The organism is Streptomyces sp. RLB3-17 (genome assembly GCF_007113425.2).
In the GTDB taxonomy this organism is placed as follows: Bacteria; Actinomycetota; Actinomycetes; order Streptomycetales; family Streptomycetaceae; genus Streptomyces; species Streptomyces mirabilis_D.
The window spans coordinates 4,733,568-4,750,784 of the sequence record NZ_CP041610.2 but is presented as its reverse complement, the minus strand read 5'-3'; the positions used below and the strand labels follow the sequence as shown (position 1 = coordinate 4,750,784).

The window sequence follows — 17,217 nt, the reverse complement described above, 5'->3', positions numbered from 1 at the left end:
GCAAACAAATGACCATGAAGACGCGGATCCGCGTGGCACGCATAGCAGCCGGTGTGGTGATCGCCGCCGGTGCTTCGCTGACTGCCGCGGGTGTCGCCTCGGCTTCCGGCGACGATGGCGGTGTCGGTATCGGTGTCACGCTCCCCGACGGAGACCCGAGCGCCACCCCGACCGAGACCGGCATTCCCAGCGGCCCGGCCTCCCCGACGACGGAGCCGGCCACCACGCCCCCGGCGACGCCCACCATCCCGAGCACGCCGACCGGCCCGGCCACGCCGACCACCACGCCGCCGACCGACGAGCCCACCGACCCCACCGAGAACCCCACCGAGCCCACCGACCCGACGGACAGCCCGACGGACGGTTCCGGCACCGGCACCGGTGGCAATGACAGCAACCCCGACGGCGGCTCCAAGCCCGTCGAGCAGGGCAAGGGTTCCTCCGGTCTGACCGACACCGGCGCGAACACCTCGTCCGACACCTCCGCCCAGGGCAAGAAGGGGCAGCTGGCCGAGACGGGTGCCGCCGAGACCACGTTCCTGCTGGTCGGCGCCGCCACGATGATCGCGGGCGGTATCGGCTTCCGTCTGCTGCCGCGCCTCGTGAACGGCCGCGGCGCCGCTGCCTGACGCAGCTGAGCACAGCACGAGAGGGGCCCGGAGCAGCTTGCTCCGGGCCCCTCTCGTGTCAGACGCATCAGCGATGCTCGGGATGGTTCACAGGGTGACCGACCGTCTCGGACGGTGACCATCATGAAGAACACCGTGACGGTCATCATGACGGCCACCATGATGACCACCTGAGATGGTGACCGAGGTCACACCGTCGCTCTCAACAGACTCATACCGTCTGGTGCGCCAGCAGCGCCACCGCCGCGATCAGCACGGCGAGCAGCGCGATCAGCGCCATCGGGTTCATTCCCGCGAAGGGGCTCTCCTGCTGCAGCCGCTCCCGGTTCGCGCGGCAGACCGGGCAGCGGCCCTCGCTGACGGGCGCCGCGCAGTTCGCGCACACCAATCGGTCGTACGTCATGCGCTTGCCCTCCTTGCGCCATCCTCCGCCGTTTACATAACGCTGCGGGGAACGCAACCGTTCCCCTTCCACTGTGCCAGGTTCCGCGGGAAACGGCGCGGCTCGCCTTATCCTGCCCTGTGCTCCGCGGGTTAGGCGGGGAAACGGGCGCTTCCGGAGGGGTGGGCGGCGTCGGGTTCACGGCTGCCGGCCGGTGGGGGCCGTACGGGCCCGTACAAAGACCCGTACAAAAGGACCCCGCCAAAGACCTGTACAAAAACGCACAAGCCCCGCACAACCCCCGCGCAACCCTGACCGGCGACTGCGCTCGTGCACCCGGTTCGCGTATGGTCACGCTCACCTACCCCCGGCGACCCGTGGTGCATCCGTGATCCGATTCGACAGTGTCTCCAAGGTCTACCCCAAGCAGACCCGCCCCGCTCTCAGGGATGTCACCCTGGAGGTCGAGCGTGGTGAGTTCGTGTTCCTCGTGGGGTCCTCCGGCTCCGGAAAGTCCACCTTCCTGCGGCTGATCCTCCGCGAGGAGCGGACCAGCCACGGCCAGGTGCACGTCCTGGGCAAGGACCTCGCGCGCCTCTCCAACTGGAAGGTGCCGCAGATGCGCCGCCAGCTGGGGACCGTGTTCCAGGACTTCCGCCTGCTGCCGAACAAGACGGTCTCCGAGAACGTCGCCTTCGCGCAGGAGGTCATCGGCAAGTCCCGCGGCGAGATCCGCAAGTCCGTGCCCCAGGTGCTCGACCTCGTCGGGCTCGGCGGCAAGGAGGACCGGATGCCCGGCGAGCTGTCCGGTGGTGAGCAGCAGCGCGTGGCCATCGCGAGAGCCTTCGTGAACCGGCCCAAGCTCCTCATCGCCGACGAGCCGACCGGTAACCTCGACCCGCAGACCTCCGTCGGCATCATGAAGCTGCTCGACCGCATCAACCGGACGGGCACCACCGTGCTGATGGCGACGCACGACCAGAACATCGTGGACCAGATGCGCAAGCGCGTCATCGAGCTGGAGCAGGGCCGCCTCGTCCGCGACCAGGCGCGCGGCGTCTACGGCTACCAGCACTGACGACGGTCCACGGAAAGGCTTAGCAGACGCCATGCGCGCCCAGTTCGTTCTGTCGGAGATCGGTGTCGGTCTCCGTCGCAATCTGACGATGACCTTCGCGGTCGTCGTCTCGGTCGCCCTCTCCCTCGCCCTGTTCGGCGGTTCGCTGCTGATGAGCGACCAGGTGAGCACCATGAAGGGCTACTGGTACGACAAGGTCAACGTCTCGATCTTCCTCTGCAACAAGAGTGACGCGGAGTCCGACCCCCACTGCGCCAAGGGGGCCGTGACCGCCGAGCAGAAGGACCAGATCCTCGGCGACCTCAAGAAGATGAGCGTCGTCGAGAGGGTCTCGTACGAGTCGTCGGACCAGGCGTACAAGCACTACAAGGAGCAGTTCGGCGACTCCCCGCTGGCCAGCTCCCTGACGCCGGACCAGATGCAGGAGTCGTACCGCATCAAGCTGAAGGACCCGCAGAAGTACCAGGTCATCGCGACCGCCTTCGACGGCCGTGACGGCGTGCAGTCCGTGCAGGACCAGAAGGGCATCCTGGACAACCTCTTCGGGCTGCTCAACGGCATGAACTGGGCCGCGCGCGCGGTGATGGCGATGATGCTCGTCGTCGCCCTGATGCTGATCGTCAACACGGTGCGCGTCTCGGCGTTCAGCCGGCGCAGGGAAACCGGCATCATGCGGCTCGTGGGCGCCTCCGGGTTCTACATCCAGGCGCCGTTCATCATGGAGGCCGCGGTCGCCGGACTGATCGGCGGAGGCGTCGCCTGCGGGTTCCTGTTGGTCGCGCGGTACTTCATCATCGATCACGGCCTCGCGCTGTCCCAGAAGCTGAATCTGATCAACTTCATCGGCTGGGACGCCGTGCTCACCAAGCTGCCGCTCATCCTCGCGACGAGTCTGCTGATGCCCGCGCTTGCGGCGTTTTTCGCGTTGCGCAAGTACCTGAAGGTGTGACGCATGCCAAGGGGGCCGTACTGCCAACCGGCGGTACGGCCCCTTGCGTTGTCCTAGACTCACCGCCATGTCAGGCCGAGACCTGTTCTGCCAGCCCCGCCGTGCAGGCCGCGGGGCCGCCCTGACATTGCTTTTCGCGAGTGTCCTCGTCGCGGGGGCCGCGACCGGGTCCTTCGGTGATCCCGACCGGAAATCCCCGTCTCCCTCGGCGCGTTCGACCCCGGCTGCCCACCGTGAGACGGTCACCGACGCCGCCGCCGAGGCGATGGCCGACGGCAAGTCCCCCATGGAGGCCGCCGAGCGGGCCGTCAGCCGCAGCGGGGACCGCTGGGGCGCCGTCTACTCCCAGGGCGAGTACGAGGAGTTCGAGGAGGCCCTCGACGGCCAGTACACGGGCGTGGGGCTGTGGGCCCGGCGTGAGCGTGACGGCCGGATCGAGGTGACCCGGGTGCAGAGCGGCTCGCCGGCGGCCGCCGCCGGGATCCGCACGGGCGACCGGCTGCGCAGCGTCGACGGCGAGAAGGTGGACGGCCGGCCGGTCACCGAGGTCGTCTCGTTACTGCGCGGGGACGCGGACGACGCCGCCGCCGGTACGAAGGTCTCCCTCGGCCTGGAGCGCGGCACACGCGCGTGGAGCGAGACGCTGCGCCGGGCGAGGCTGTCCACGGACTCCGTGACCGTCCGCAAGCTCCCCGGCGGCGTCACCGTGATCAAGGTCGCCGCCTTCACCAAGGGCGTCGGTGACGCCGTACGGACCGCCGTCGAGCAGACCTCCGGGCACGCCGGGATCGTCCTCGACCTGCGCGGCAACTCCGGCGGACTGGTCACCGAGGCCGTCACCGCCGCCTCCGCCTTCCTCGACGGCGGCCTCGTCGCCACCTACGACGTCAACGGCGCGCAGCGCTCCCTGCACGCCGATCCCGGCGGCGACACCACCAGACCCCTGGTCGCGCTCGTCGACGGCGGCACGATGAGCGCGGCCGAACTGCTCACCGGGGCCCTCCAGGACCGCGGCCGTGCGGTCGTCGTGGGCTCCAGGACCTTCGGCAAGGGCTCGATCCAGATGCCGAGCCGGCTGCCCGACGGCTCCGTCGCCGAGCTGACCGTCGGCCACTACCGCACCCCGGCCGGGCACACCGTCGACGGGCGGGGCATCACGCCCGACCTGGAGGTGGACGCGGAGGCCCTGGAGCGGGCGGAGACCGTACTCAGCGGTCTCGGCGACCCTTCGTAGCCATCGGCTCGGCGCTCTTGTAATCGGCTTTCCCCCGGACCCCCCTGTAGTGCGAAAATGGTCAGCACTATGAGCAAGGGAATGTACGTACCGAAGGAGTCCCAGCCCAAGCAGGGCGGAGGGGCCGCGAAGGCCAAGGACGGCAAGCGCAAGATCGTCGCGCAGAACAAGAAGGCACGGCACGACTACGCGATCATCGACACCTACGAGGCCGGGCTCGTCCTGACCGGCACCGAGGTGAAGTCGCTGCGCCAGGGACGCGCCTCGCTGACCGACGGCTTCGTCCAGATCGACGGGAACGAGGCGTGGCTGCACAACGCCCACATTCCCGAGTACAGCCAGGGCACCTGGACCAACCACACGGTCCGCCGCAAGCGCAAGCTGCTCCTGCACCGCGAGGAGATCGACAAGCTGGCGTCGAAGTCGGAGGAGACGGGTCACACGATCGTGCCCCTCGCCCTGTACTTCAAGGACGGCCGCGCCAAGGCCGAGATCGCGCTCGCCCGCGGTAAGAAGGAGTACGACAAGCGGCAGACCCTGCGTGAGAAGCAGGACCGCCGGGAGTCGGACCGCGCGATCGCGGCGGCGAAGCGGAAGCAGCGGGGCGAGTAGCCACGGGGAATACGGTGGCATCGACGTGCGTTGGTCACGTACGATGGGATCTGCACCTCACAGCGGGTGCGCAACCCTCTTCGGAGGGGCTTGAAAAAACAACATGGGGATGATCGGTTTCGACAGCGGCTGTCGAAGCAGGGGAAGCGTGTCGAGGAAGCGACAATGATCTCGTTAACCATATGTCGCAACCAATAATCGCCAATTCCAAGAGCGATTCCCAGTCCTTCGCCCTCGCTGCCTAATAACAGCGACTGAAGGACCCTAAATGGGTGTCAGCCCGGGGGTGTTCCCGACCCGGACCCTGGCATAATCTAGGGAACTAAACCATCGAGCCCGGTCACGGGGTTCGATGGGAAATCAAACAGTGACTGGGCCCGTCGGCGACTTGTTCGCGTGATCGCCGGGGCCGAGAAAATCACAGCGAACTGCACACGGAGAAGCCCTGATTCTGCACCGGTGGACGCGGGTTCGATTCCCGCCATCTCCACGATCAGGAGGTCCCCCCGGACCTCCACATCCCATGTGGGCAAAGGCCTCGTCGCTTTCGAGCGGCGGGGCCTTTGTCATGCGTCATCATCCAGCTGAAGTACGTGGGCAAGTCTCATCCGCCCGAACACCTCGCGAGGAACTCATGGCGGAACAACGGGAAGCACGCTTTTTGATCCACGACGAACCCCAGCACCTGCTCGTCCGAGCCGGAGGCGAGCCGTCTCCTTTGTACGAGCCGGCGGATCCCAGGGACTACGAGGACCTCGGCGCCTTCACCCGTAGCACCCCGCTGGACGATGACGGGCTGGTCCTCCCGGCGGACTTGGCGGATGCGCTGCGTTCCTGGTCGTTGTCCCGCCCATCGGACGGTTTCCCGTCCCGCCGGCACATGCGGAAGCACGTCGAACGGGGACTGGAGCTCGGCCAGGCGTTGGCGAGGCATCTGGGGCCCGCTTGGGTGGTGCGGTACTGGGACGAGAGGCAGGGCAGCGCGAAGTTCGTGTGCTGGGGGTGCGGACGCCTGGACTGGGCCCTTGAGGAGCACGGCGAGCCCCCGCACCCGCTCGACATCGTGGTCGAGGGCGAGTTCAAGTGGTTCCCGCTCCGCGCGGAGGGGTTCGGGGACTTCGCGCCGGACGGTCCTGTCGGCAGTCTCCATCTGTCCGAGGAGTTGGTGGCCGATCTGTACGCGTGGGCGAAGAGCATCGACACCACGGTGAACCTGGACCTGCGGGACCGGGAGGACGGTAAGTACGACGACGAGTGGGAGCGGCTGTTCCACGAGGGGACGGAGCTGGCGAGACGTGTCGCGCACGAGCTCGGCCCCGCCCGGAAGGTGACCTACAAAGGCCTGGCGAACGGCGGTACGGCCGCCATGACGTCGGTCACCTGGCAGGGGGACCGGAAGCTGTGAACGTCCGCCGAACACGACGACCGGTGACGTGCGGTTCGTGTGCGCCGTGAGAGACCTGAAGGGCTGGAGGGGACGACTGTGACGGGACGGCAGGAGCCGTACTACGTGGACTACGACGCGGACTTCGGACTCAGTGGGCTGGCCGAGGCGTTCACGCTCTCACCCGCTCCGGAGGACACCGGCGCGGCACTCGGGCTCGTCACGGCAAAGCTCGACGCGTATGACCGTGAGTGTCCCGTGGGCAGCGTCGACCATCTCAGCGCGGATGAGCGGAGCATCCTCGGCTATGACACCAGCCACGACGACTGGGGGTACGCCGAGGAGCTGCGCGAGGACGTGCGCGGGCTCGTCGAGTCCCCGCTGGCGGACGAGGCGATCCGGGCCGTGTGGCGAGCCGCCGCCGGGGGCGGGTGGGATCCCGCGGCGCACGGCATGAGCGCCCGTGACTGGCTGCGGCGCATCGACGAGACCTGCGCCGCACGCCCGCCCCGGAAAGTCCCCGGGCGGCGCCCGGCACCTGGCTCGTGGTGGGGCGCCTGGCGGCCGGCGGCCGACGAAGTGCGTGACGACGTCGTCGCGGAGATCGCGGAGATCGCGGAGATCGCGGGGATCGCGGGGATCGCGGAGGCCGCGGAGACACGGTCCTGTCGCGAGCGGTCGACCGGTTTCCTCCCTTCCCCCGACATCCTGGCGGCCCTCGAAGAGGTGGCCGCCCGCGTGCATCCCGAACTCGGCTTCCGGCTCTTCCTGCGCGCGCTGAAGGTGTACTCCGTGCGGATAGAAAAGGCGCGGTACGACCGGTTCCAAGCGCTCGGTGAGAGGTTCGGCCACCCCGCCGCGCTCATCGACCTCGGTCTCGACATCGCGTGGCCGCCCATCGACACCGCCCGCCGCGACGCCACCTGGGACTTCGGGTTCTCCCACCTCGCCGGGCAGGCCCATCAGGACTGGCGTGAAAGCCGGGAGGAGATCCGGAAGACAGCCGCGGGCGACGACTTCGGGCAGACCCCGGGCTCCGCGGCGGCCGTCCTCCTGGAGGACACGCTCCGGCTGCTGCGGTCCGCACTGCCCGACGCCGCGGTCACCGCCCTGTGGACCGGGGCCTCGAACAGTCCAGGGCGTACCGACGGCCGGGACTGGCTTCGGCTGATCGCGGACGTGTGCCGGGAGCGGCTGAGGGAGGCCGCCCCCGCGTACACACCCGTCGTGGCGCCCGCCCGCACCGAACTCGCCGACACGGTGCTGCGGGAAGTCCGGGAGACTGCGCCCGCGGTGGCGGACAAGGCTGCCAGCCCCCACTGGCATCCCGTTCCCGCCACGGACGTCATGGACGCGCTGGAACACGTGGTCACCCGGATCGATCCCGATCTCGGGTTCCGCTTGTTCCTCCGCGTCCTGATCACGCTGTCCGTGCCCCTCACACGGGAGCAGTACGACCGGTACAGGGCGATCGGCGAGCGTTTCGGGTACGGCGAGTATCACGTCTCCGACGTGGATCACCTGATCGAGGCCGGCTGACCCGCCTCAGCGCAGGGTGAACGTGGACAGCCGCACACCCCCGCTCAGCACCAGATACACGCTCGTACGCCCCTTCGCCGCGCCGGTGAGGGCGGCGGTCACCGTCGTGTAGTCGTACGGGGATGCCGTGCCGCCCGTACGAGCGGTGCCGACGAGCGGGCCGGTCGGCGAGCCCAGCCGGACCTCGACCGTGCCGGACGATCCGGCGACGCGTGCGCTGAACTCGGACACTCCAGAACCAAGTCGGACGTCCGCGAACTTCAGCCAGGCCCCGTCGGCCGTCGCGCCCACCGCCGTCCCGCGCGCCTTCGACTCGTCGACCAGACGGACGGAACCGGGGGAGTAGTCGTCGAAGTTCTCCGCCCGGGTCACCTTCGTGAGGTCCCGGGGCGGGATCGTCTCGCCCCGTACCGTCCATGACGTCCGGGAGCGGATGTCGGTGGACGAGGCGCCGACCAGCACGTCGTACGTGCCGCTCTCCACCACCCACTTCGAGCGGGTGACGTCCCAGTGCGCGAGGTCCGACGGTCGTACCTTCAGTCGGACCGTCTTCGTCTCGCCCGGTTTCAGGGACACCCTCGCGTACGCCTTCAGTTGCTTCAGGGGCTGCTTGTCCCTCGATGCCCGCTGGTGGGTGTAGAGCTGGACGACCTCGTCGCCCGCCCGCTCGCCCGTGTTCGTGACCGCCACCTCGTAGCCACCGTCCACCCTCTTCGGCGCGCCGTAGCGGAACGTCGTGTACGACAGGCCGTAGCCGAAGGGATAGAGCGGCCGACCCTTGAAGTACTGGTAGGTGCGGTCGGACTTGATGATGTCGTAGTCGAGGATCGAGGGAAGGTCCGATGCCGACCGGTACCAGGTCTGGGTGAGGCGGCCCGCCGGGTTCGTGTCGCCGTAGAGGACGTCGGCGAGCGCGTTGCCCGTCTCCTGGCCCGCGTGGGTGGTCCACAGGAGGGCAGGGACCTCCTTCTGGAGGGTGCCGAGGGTGGTCGGGTAGCTGTTCTCCACGACCACGACCGTCTTCGGGTTCGCCGCGCGCACCGCCCTGACCAGGGCCTCCTGCGACGGGGCCAGACCCATGTCCGTACGGTCGTGGGCCTCGCGGCCGTTGATCGCGGGCATCGAGCCGACCACGACCACCGCCGTGTCCTTGCCCCGCACCGCGGCCACGGCCTCGTCCACGCCGCTGCGGACGACGTCCTTGGAGTAGTGGGCGGCCGCCGACTTCTCGACCAGACCCAGGGTGCCGTCGGGACCCGTCGGGCCGAGGTAGACCGGGTTCGACCACCAGGACTCGGTGGTCTCGTATCCGGCGTACCGGAGCAGGTACGTCCCGTCGTCCTGCCGCTCCAGTTCGAACTGCTGCTGGACGTACCAACCGTTGGGCTGAACCTGGTCGTTGACGAAGTTCGACCAGTTGTAGCCGACGTACTTGCCGTTGGCGGCCGAGCGCAGGGTCACGATGCCGGAGCCCCAGTCGAACGCGTCGAACTGGGCCGTCACCCCTGTCTCGGTGCTCTCCTTCAGGGCTCCACCGGCCTGAGACGCCCCCGCCGTCACGTACTTCCCCGTCGCCGTGTCCCTCAGCGCGATGCGGTCGACGCCCTCGCTGCTCGCCACCGAGGCGCCCAGCTTCGTGGCGATGCCGTCGGCGGGCGTGACCGCGTACGGCAGCGTGCCCGAGTACCAGTCCGTGTAGAGGGTGTCGGCGAGCGGGCCGACCACGGCCACGTTCTTCGCCGAGGTCTTCAGGGGCAGTACGCCGTCGTTCTTGAGCAGGACCGCGCTCTTTGCCGCCGCCTCGCGGGCCAGCTTCCGGTGGGCCGGACTGTTGATGACCGACTGGTCGATCGAGCCGTACCTGCCGCCGTTCGGGTCGAACTCGCCGAGCCGGACGCGGACGGCGAGGATGTGGGAGACGGCCGTGTCGACGTCCGACTCCTTCAACAGGCCCGTACTCAAAGCGGACTTGACGGCCGTGGTCGTCGGGGCCGAGTCGCCGTTGTTGTCCGTGAAGCTGTCGATGCCCGCCTTGAGCGCCGCCGCGTCGCCCTCGGCGAGGGTGTCGTAGTAGTTCTGGGTGCCGGGGAGCAGGTTGCCCGGGGCGAAGGCGTCGGTGACGTTCAGGAGATCTCGGGAGGTCCACGTCCGTACGACGTCGTCCAGGTCCGGGTTCACCGTGTCGGGGCGGCCGTTGACCAGGTTGTACGACGCCATCACGCCCGTCGTCGCGTCCGCCTCGACGGCCGGTCTGAAGGCCGCCTCGTCGTACTCGTGCTGGACGCGTGGGCGCAGGTCGGAGGAGGTGGTCGCGCGGTTCACCTCGTTGTTGTTGGCGAGGTAGTGCTTGAGGGTGGGGGCCGTCTTGAGGTGGTCGGGGTCGCCGCCGGTCAGGCCCTCGCCGTACGCCGTGGAGATCGAACCGGTGAGATACGGGTCCTCGGAGTAGCCCTCCTCGTTGCGTCCCCAGCGCGGGTCGCGCAGCAGGTTGACCACGGGCGCCCACAGGTTGAGGCCCCAGCCGTCGGGGCGCTCCTGCTGGAAGCCGCGCGCCTCGTCGCCGACCGCCGAGCCGACCTGCTGGATGAGCGCCGGGTCCCAGGTGGAGGCGAGACCGATCGCCTGCGGGAAGACGGTCGCCCTGCCGAGCCAGGCGACGCCGTGCAGGGCCTCGGTGCCGGTGCGGAAGGACTGGATGCCGAGGCGGGGGATCGCGGGCTCGTACTGGTGGAGGAGGGAGACCTTCTCGTCGAGGGTCAGCCTTCCCAGCAGGTCGTTCACGCGTTCGGTGACGGGGAGACGGGGGTCGCGGAAGGCGTACGCGGGGTCGTCCGCCCCTGCCGGAACGGTGGCTGTCAGACCGACGGTCAGCGCCAGCGCCAGGACGAGGGAGGCCCGCTGTCTTGTCCTGCTTCCTCTGTTTCTCTTGCCTTTCCTCATGTCACGGCTCCTCAAGAGATCAGCGTGCGCGGTGCGGTACTCGCGCGTTCCGTCAGCCGGGGTGCGAGGAGCGTGGCCTCGGGTACGTCGGTGCCGCCCAGCTTCTTCATCAGCAGTTCCACCGCCCGCGCGCCCACCTCGGTGGACGGGATGGCGACGGAGGTGACGGGGACACGGACGTTCTCGGCGAGCTCGTCCGGGCAGATCGCGGTGACGGAGAGGTCGACGGGCACGCGCAGACCGAGCTGCTCGAAGGCGTCGATCAGCGGTTCCAGGACCGGTTCGTTGTGCACGACGACGCCGGTGAGCGCCGGCTGTTCGCGCAGGAGCTGTTCGGCGACCCGGCGGGCGGCGGCGGGCGAGGCCTCGCAGGGGTGGACGGAGGACGCCAGCCCATTGCGGTCGGCGGCGGCGGTGAACCCCTCCACCACGCGCTGGGCGAACGCCGTCCCCCGTACGTACACCTCCGGCGGCGACCCGACCAGCGCCACGACCCGGTGCCCGAGCCCCGCCAGCCGCTCGACGCACAGCTCGCCCGCCGCCTTGAAGTCCAGGTCGATGCAGGTCAGCCCGGCGGGCCCGGCAGGGAACCCGATGAGGACCGAGGGGCGGTCCAGGGCGCGCAGCAGCGGCAGCCTGGGGTCGTGGAGCTGGACGTCCATCACGATCAGCGCGTCCACCAGCGCGGTGTCCGCGACTCGCCGCAGCCCTTCCTCGCCCTCCTCCTGCGTCAGCAGCAGGACGTCGTGGTCGTGTTGCCGTGCCGCCGTCACCACCGACACCGCGAACTGCATCACCACCGGCACATGGATGCCCGCCCGCAGCGGCACCACCAGGGCCAGGACGTTGGACCGGCTGCTCGCGAGGGCGCGCGCCCCGGCGTGCGGGCGGTAGCCCAGTTCGCTGATGCTGGCCTCGATGCGCCGGCGGGTCTCCTCGGAGATGGGGCGCTTGCCGCTGAGGGCGTAGGAGACGGTACTGGGGGAGACCCCGGCGTGCCGCGCCACATCGGTGATCTTCACCATCAGGCCGGCTCCACCGTGAGGAACCCGGTCCCCGCCTGTGCCCGCGCGGTCCGCTCCCCTGAGGCCAGCCCCCAGGGTGCCGAGGGATCACTGCAGGACGCCCGGAGCGTGTCTCCTTCCCGTACGACGGTGAAGGTCACGTCGCCGACCGGCACCGTCACCTGGGCGCCCCGCTCCAGGCCGTACGCCCTGAGCGTGACCCCGTCGGCGTGGACGTAGTCGGGCCGGTCGTCCACCGCGCCCACCGGGATCACCGCGCCCGGCCGCACCAGCAGCGGCACGCTCAGGAAGCCGTGCCGCTCGCGCACCCAGCGCGGACCGGTCACCGTGCGCCCCGTGAGGTAGTGGGTCCAGGTGCCGTCCGGAACGTAGTAGGAGACGTCTCCCTCGTCGCTGAACACGGGCGCGACCAGCAGGTCCGGGCCGAGCATGTACTGCCGTTCCAGGTGCGCGCACCCCGGATCGTCGGGGAATTCGAGGACCATCGCCCGCATCATCGGCACGCCCTCCGCGTGGGCGGCGCGGGCGACCTCGTACAGATAGGGCATGAGGCCGAGCTTCAGCCGGGTGAACAGCCGCAGTACGTCCACGGCCTCCTCGTCGAACAGCCACGGCACCCGGTAGGAGGACGAGCCGTGCAGCCGGCTGTGGGAGGAGAGGAGCCCGAAGGCGATCCACCGTTTGAAGAGGGCCGGTGTCGGTGTTCCCTCGAAGCCGCCGATGTCGTGGCTCCAGAACCCGAAGCCCGACATGCCGAGGCTCAGCCCGCCGCGCAGCGACTCCGCCATCGACGCGTACGTCGCCTCGCAGTCGCCACCCCAGTGCACCGGGAACTGCTGGCTGCCGGCGGTCGCCGAGCGCGCGAAGACGACGGCCTCCGCCTCGCCCCGGTGCTTGCGCAGCACCTCGAAGACCGTGCGGTTGTAGAGGTAGGAGTAGTAGTTGTGCATGCGTTCCGGGTCGGCGCCGTCGGCGTACGCCACGTCGACGGGGACCCGCTCGCCGAAGTCGGTCTTGAAGCAGTCGACGCCCTGGTCGAGCAGCGCCTCCAGTTTCGAGGCGTACCAGTCGCGGGCGGCCGGGCTGGTGAAGTCGACCAGCGCCATGCCCGGCTGCCACAGGTCCCACTGCCACACACTGCCGTCGGGCTTCCGGAGCAGATGGCCCAGGGCCTTGCCCTCCGCGAAGAGCGGGGAGCGCTGTGCGATGTACGGGTTGATCCACACGCAGATGTGCAGGCCCTTGTCCTTGAGTCGGGTCAGCATGCCTTCCGGGTCGGGGAAGACGCGCGGGTCCCACTGGAAGTCGCACCAGTTGAACTCGCGCATCCAGAAACAGTCGAAGTGGAAGACGGAGAGGGGGAGTTCGCGCTCCCGCATGCCGTCGATGAAGGAGGTGACGGTGGCCTCGTCGTAGGAGGTGGTGAAGGACGTCGACAGCCACAGGCCGAAGGACCAGGCGGGCGGGAGGGCCGGGCGGCCGGTGAGCTGCGTGTACGTGCGCAGGATGTCCTTCGGGGTCGGCCCGTAGATCACGTAGTACGTCAACTGCTGTGTCTCGGCGCTGAACTGGACCCGGGAGACCGCTTCCGAGGCGACCTCGAAGGAGACACGGCCCGGGTGGTCGACGAAGACGCCGTAGCCCGCGTCCGTCAGATAGAAGGGGACGTTCTTGTAGGCCTGCTCGGTGGCGGTGCCGCCGTCGGCGTTCCACATGTCCACCACCTGGCCGTTCTTGACGAGCGGGCCGAAGCGCTCGCCGAGGCCGTAGACCTGGGTGCCGACCCCGAGGTTCAGCTGCTCGCGCAGATAGTGGGCGCCGGCCGCGTCCCGCATGATGCCCATGCCCTTGGGGCCGCTGGTGGTGAGGACGCGGCCGTGGGCGAGGAAGTCGACGTGCCAGGGGGTGGTGCGGGCGACCCGCACGGACAGGGCGCCCGCGGTGAGGGTCGCGTGCTCGTCGTCGTACTCCACGGTGGGGGTGCTGTGCTTTTCCGGGGGACCCCCAGACCCCCGGACGCCCCTGTGCAGCTCGAAGCGGGGGCCGCGCGGTTCCTCGCCCTGGAAGTGCGTGAACGTGACGCCGATGACGTCCGGCATCGGCGCGTGCGCGCTGATCGTCACGACCGGTCCCTTCAGCAGGTCGCCGCGGTGGCGGATGGGCTGGGTCGGCGCGTGGATGTCGAGGGTTCCGTCGGACACGCTGACGTCGAGGACCTCGACCGGGTGGGCCGCGGTGACGCCCTCGCGCAGCAGCCAGTAGCCGTCGGTGAACTTCACGCCCACACCCCTTACTTGACCGCGCCCACGGCGATGCCGCGGGTCAGTGTCCGCTGGAAGACGAGGAAGAAGACGATCGCGGGGAGCACGCCCAGGAGGGCCGCCGCGTTGGTCATGGTCGCGTCCATCAGGCGTTGGCCCTGAAGGACGCCGAGCGCCACCGACACCGTCTGGTTGTCGTTGGAGATCAGCATGACCAGCGGCAGCAGGAACTCGTTCCAGGTCCAGATGAAGAAGAAGACCAGGAGGACGCCGATGGTGGGGCGGCTGACGGGGACCACGATCCGCCACAGCACCTGCCACTTGTTCGCCCCGTCGATCCGGGCGGCCTCGATGATCTCGCGCGGGAACTGCCCGAGGACGGAGGACAGGAGATACGTGCCGAAGGCCGCCTGGACGACGGTGAACACGATGATCACGCTGAGCCGGGTGTCGTAGAGGCCCGCCTGCTTGCTCAGGTAGTAGATCGGGTAGACCAGCGCCTCCTGCGGCAGCATGTTCGCCAGTACGAAGAAGGCGAGGACCCAGGTGCGGCCCTTGATGCGGCCGATGCCGATCGCGTACGCGTTCAGGACGGACAGCACGGCGGCGCCGATCGCCACCGAGCCGGAGATCAGGGTCGAGTTGACGAGCTTCTGGCCGTAGTCGACGCGCTGCCAGAAGTCCTTGAGGCCGTCGAGGTAGAGGCCGTGGGGCAGGCTGAGGGGTCCGTTCGACGAGTACTCGGTGGGGGACTTGACCGCGTTGATCGCGACGATGCCGAAGGGCAGCACCATGAAAAGGGCCGCGATGATCAGGGCCACGAGGACGGGGTAGCGGCGTACGGCGGTCATGCGCGGAGTCCTTCCTCGGCGTCCTCGGCGCGGGTCTGGAGCTTCAGGCCGACCAGGGCGAGCACGAGGATGATCACGGTCAGCACGGTGGAGATCGCGGCGCCGTAGCCGACCTGGGTCTTCTCGAAGAAGGTGGTGAAGGAGAAGTAGGACGGCACGTCGGTCGCGCCGCCGGGACCGCCCTTGGTGAGGACGTACACCGCGCCGAACACCTTGAGCGCGGCGATCGTGCACCAGAGGAGGACGACGTAGATCTCCGGGCGGATCTGCGGCAGCGTGATGTGCCAGAAGCGGCGCCACCAGCCCGCGCCGTCCAGCTCCGCCGCCTCGTACAGCTGCGGGTCGACGCGTTGCAGCCCCGCCATGAAGACGACCAGCGGGAAGCCGATCTGGACCCACACCATCACGCCCATGACGCTGTAGAGGGCGAAGTCGGGGTCGCCGAGCCAGTCCCGCTGGAGCGAGCCGAGGCCCACCGCCTTCAGGAGCGCGTTCAGGGAGCCGTTGTCGGGGGCGAGGATCCAGCTCCAGACGATGCCGGCGACGGCGATGGGCAGGACCTGGGGGAGGTAGAAACAGGCGCGCAGGACGGCGGCGATCTTCGTGCCGAAGTGCTTGCCGACGAAGTCGAAGAGGGCGGCGGCCAGCACGAGCCCGAGGACCGTCGGTACGGCGGCCATGGCGACGACCATGAACAGGCTGTGCCGGAAGGACGCCCAGAACTCGGAGTCGTGCGTCAGCTCGCGGTAGTTGGCGAGCCCCGACCACTTCGGCGAGCCGACGCCCTGCCAGTCGGTGAAGCTCACGCCGGTGTTCATCAGGAACGGCACGACGATCACCGCGAGGAAGGCGAGGACGCCGGGGAGCAGGAAGAGGGCGTAGGAGGAGTGGGGGCGGCGTGGGCGGGCCGTGCGGCTGTGCTGCCGCCGGACCACCTCACCGCCCCGTTCGACGGTGACCGTCATGTCTTCGGCGCGCCCTTGTCGTACGCCGTCTGCAGCGCGCTCAGATAGGCGTCCGGTTTCTCGCTCCCCGTGATCAGCTTCTGGGTCTCGGAGACGAGGACGTCGTAGAAGCCGGCGACCGGCCAGTCCGGGTAGAAGGCCAGACCGTCCTTGCCGGAGAGCGTGTTGAAGTCGGCGATCAGGGTCTTGGCCTTCGGGTCGGTGATGGCGGCGGTGTCGGCGCCCACCGGGACCCCGCCCTTGTTGCCGAGCAGGTTCTGGATCTTCTGCGACATGGTGATGTCGATGAAGTCGTAGGCGAGGTCCTTGTTCTTGGCGCCCTTGGGGACGACCCAGAGGTTGCCGCCGGAGCCGAGGGTGAGATTGCTGCCGGGCCAGAGGAAGGTGCCCCAGTCGAACTTGTTCTCCGTCTGGAAGCGCCCGTACCACCAGCTGCCGCTGAACAGGATCGGGCTCTTGCCCTGGATGAAGGAGACGCCCGCGTCCTCGGCCTTGAGCGAGGTGGACTTCTTGCTGATGTAGCCCTTCTTCACCCAGTCGGCGAAGGTCGTGGCGGCGTACGTCCAGGCGGCGTCGTGGAAGTCCGTCTTGCCCTTGTAGAGCTCGTACTTGTCGACCCAGGAGCGGTCGGCCCGGGAGAGGGCGAGCTGGTACAGGTACTGCTGGGCGACGTACTCGGCGCCCGCGTTCGCCAGCGGGGTGATGCCCTTCGACACGAACGTGTCCATGGCGGCGGTGAGCTGGTCGAGGGTGGTGGGCTCGGCGATGCCGTACTTCTTGAAGAGGTCCTTGTTGTAGAACACCATCGTGTACTCGGCGTAGTTGGGCACGCCGTACCACTTGCCGGAGCCCATGACCCCGTTGGTGTCGTACTGGCTGGTGGTGCGCACACCAGCGCTGAGCTTCTTGTCCCAGCCGCGCTTGGTCGCCTCGGCGGTCAGATCGGTGAGCAGCCCCTGCTTGGAGAGCAGTCCGGCCGTCGCGTTGCCCTTGTTGTACTCCATGATGTCGGGCGCGTCGTTCGAGTTGAGGACCATCGGGGCCGTCTTCTGGATCTGCTCGAAGCCCTTCTCCTCGAACTTCACCTTGACGCCGGGATGCTTCGCCTCGAACTCCTTGATGGCCTCGTTCCAGGCCACGCCCATCGCGCTGTCAGGCCCTTCGTAGTGCCACAGTTTCAGCGTCTTGCCGTCCGAGGAACCGCTGTCCGAGCTGCCGCAGGACGCCAGCAGCAGGGAGCCCGCCAGGGCCACCGCCGCCGTCGCCACCGCACGCCTTCGTGTCGTCAACATCCATTGCCTCCAGGGGAGTTGGATGGGTTTCGGGACCGTCACGCGGCGTTCGTCGAATCGTTTCGATGCGTGACGT

General features: G+C 68.8%; 14 protein-coding genes and 1 other RNA gene. 8 read left to right on the top strand and 7 right to left on the bottom strand.

Translation table 11 applies throughout. The features are described 5' to 3' along the window. The first annotated feature begins 8 nt into the window (after nt 1-8). Nucleotides 9-629: an LPXTG cell wall anchor domain-containing protein gene (locus FNV62_RS21660; protein ID WP_143601822.1), complete on the top strand. Its 621-nt coding sequence runs from the start codon at nt 9-11 to the stop codon at nt 627-629. Nucleotides 630-840: 211 nt separating this feature from the next. Here the strand turns inward: FNV62_RS21660 and FNV62_RS21655 are convergent, their stop codons facing one another. Next, on the bottom strand, nt 841-1,032 hold the full coding sequence (locus FNV62_RS21655; protein WP_054229631.1) for a hypothetical protein: 192 nt from the start codon (nt 1,030-1,032) through the stop codon (nt 841-843). Between the two features lie 367 nt (nt 1,033-1,399). Here FNV62_RS21655 and ftsE point away from each other — a divergent pair, with 367 nt between their 5' ends. The 7 genes from ftsE to FNV62_RS21620 all read left to right on the top strand — a co-directional run bounded on the left by ftsE (nt 1,400) and on the right by FNV62_RS21620 (nt 7,807). Then, a complete protein-coding gene (ftsE, locus tag FNV62_RS21650; protein WP_054229632.1) occupies nt 1,400-2,089 on the top strand; it encodes a cell division ATP-binding protein FtsE in 690 nt (229 codons plus the stop codon). Between the two features lie 31 nt (nt 2,090-2,120). Continuing rightward, complete coding sequence (gene ftsX / locus FNV62_RS21645; protein WP_054229633.1) at nt 2,121-3,038, top strand: permease-like cell division protein FtsX; 918 nt, start codon at nt 2,121-2,123, stop codon at nt 3,036-3,038. 67 nt (nt 3,039-3,105) lie between these two features. Continuing rightward, complete coding sequence (locus FNV62_RS21640; protein WP_097284943.1) at nt 3,106-4,272, top strand: S41 family peptidase; 1,167 nt, start codon at nt 3,106-3,108, stop codon at nt 4,270-4,272. Between the two features lie 69 nt (nt 4,273-4,341). Further along, nucleotides 4,342-4,884 carry an SsrA-binding protein SmpB gene (smpB, locus tag FNV62_RS21635; RefSeq protein WP_054229635.1) on the top strand — a complete coding sequence of 181 codons (543 nt, stop codon included), beginning with the start codon at nt 4,342-4,344 and terminating at the stop codon, nt 4,882-4,884. Between the two features lie 105 nt (nt 4,885-4,989). Then, nucleotides 4,990-5,377, top strand: a transfer-messenger RNA (tmRNA) gene (gene ssrA, locus FNV62_RS21630). Between the two features lie 141 nt (nt 5,378-5,518). Continuing rightward, nucleotides 5,519-6,289 carry a hypothetical protein gene (locus FNV62_RS21625; protein WP_225900324.1) on the top strand — a complete coding sequence of 257 codons (771 nt, stop codon included), beginning with the start codon at nt 5,519-5,521 and terminating at the stop codon, nt 6,287-6,289. 78 nt (nt 6,290-6,367) lie between these two features. Continuing rightward, nucleotides 6,368-7,807 (top strand): hypothetical protein, encoded by a 1,440-nt coding sequence (locus FNV62_RS21620; RefSeq protein ID WP_164657638.1) that lies wholly within the window; start codon nt 6,368-6,370, stop codon nt 7,805-7,807. A 6-nt stretch (nt 7,808-7,813) separates the two neighbouring features. Here FNV62_RS21620 and FNV62_RS21615 read toward each other — a convergent pair whose 3' ends face one another. From FNV62_RS21615 to FNV62_RS21590, 6 genes are read right to left on the bottom strand one after another with little or no spacing between them, the layout of a single operon-like run. Next, nucleotides 7,814-10,747: a glycoside hydrolase family 3 protein gene (locus FNV62_RS21615; RefSeq protein ID WP_144315542.1), complete on the bottom strand. Its 2,934-nt coding sequence runs from the start codon at nt 10,745-10,747 to the stop codon at nt 7,814-7,816. 11 nt (nt 10,748-10,758) lie between these two features. Further along, on the bottom strand, nt 10,759-11,772 hold the full coding sequence (locus tag FNV62_RS21610) for a LacI family DNA-binding transcriptional regulator (protein ID WP_143601820.1): 1,014 nt from the start codon (nt 11,770-11,772) through the stop codon (nt 10,759-10,761). Then, complete coding sequence (gene yicI, locus FNV62_RS21605; protein WP_143601819.1) at nt 11,772-14,051, bottom strand: alpha-xylosidase; 2,280 nt, start codon at nt 14,049-14,051, stop codon at nt 11,772-11,774. The genes FNV62_RS21610 and yicI overlap by 1 nt, the downstream gene beginning before the upstream one ends. 11 nt (nt 14,052-14,062) lie before the next feature. Further along, nucleotides 14,063-14,884, bottom strand: a complete 822-nt coding sequence (locus tag FNV62_RS21600; RefSeq protein WP_143601818.1) for a carbohydrate ABC transporter permease — start codon at nt 14,882-14,884, stop codon at nt 14,063-14,065. Continuing rightward, complete coding sequence (locus FNV62_RS21595; RefSeq protein ID WP_143601817.1) at nt 14,881-15,849, bottom strand: carbohydrate ABC transporter permease; 969 nt, start codon at nt 15,847-15,849, stop codon at nt 14,881-14,883. The genes FNV62_RS21600 and FNV62_RS21595 overlap by 4 nt, the downstream gene beginning before the upstream one ends. After that, a complete protein-coding gene (locus tag FNV62_RS21590; RefSeq protein WP_054229647.1) occupies nt 15,846-17,141 on the bottom strand; it encodes an ABC transporter substrate-binding protein in 1,296 nt (431 codons plus the stop codon). Before FNV62_RS21590 ends, FNV62_RS21595 begins: the two co-directional genes overlap by 4 nt. Nucleotides 17,142-17,217: the final 76 nt, after the last annotated feature.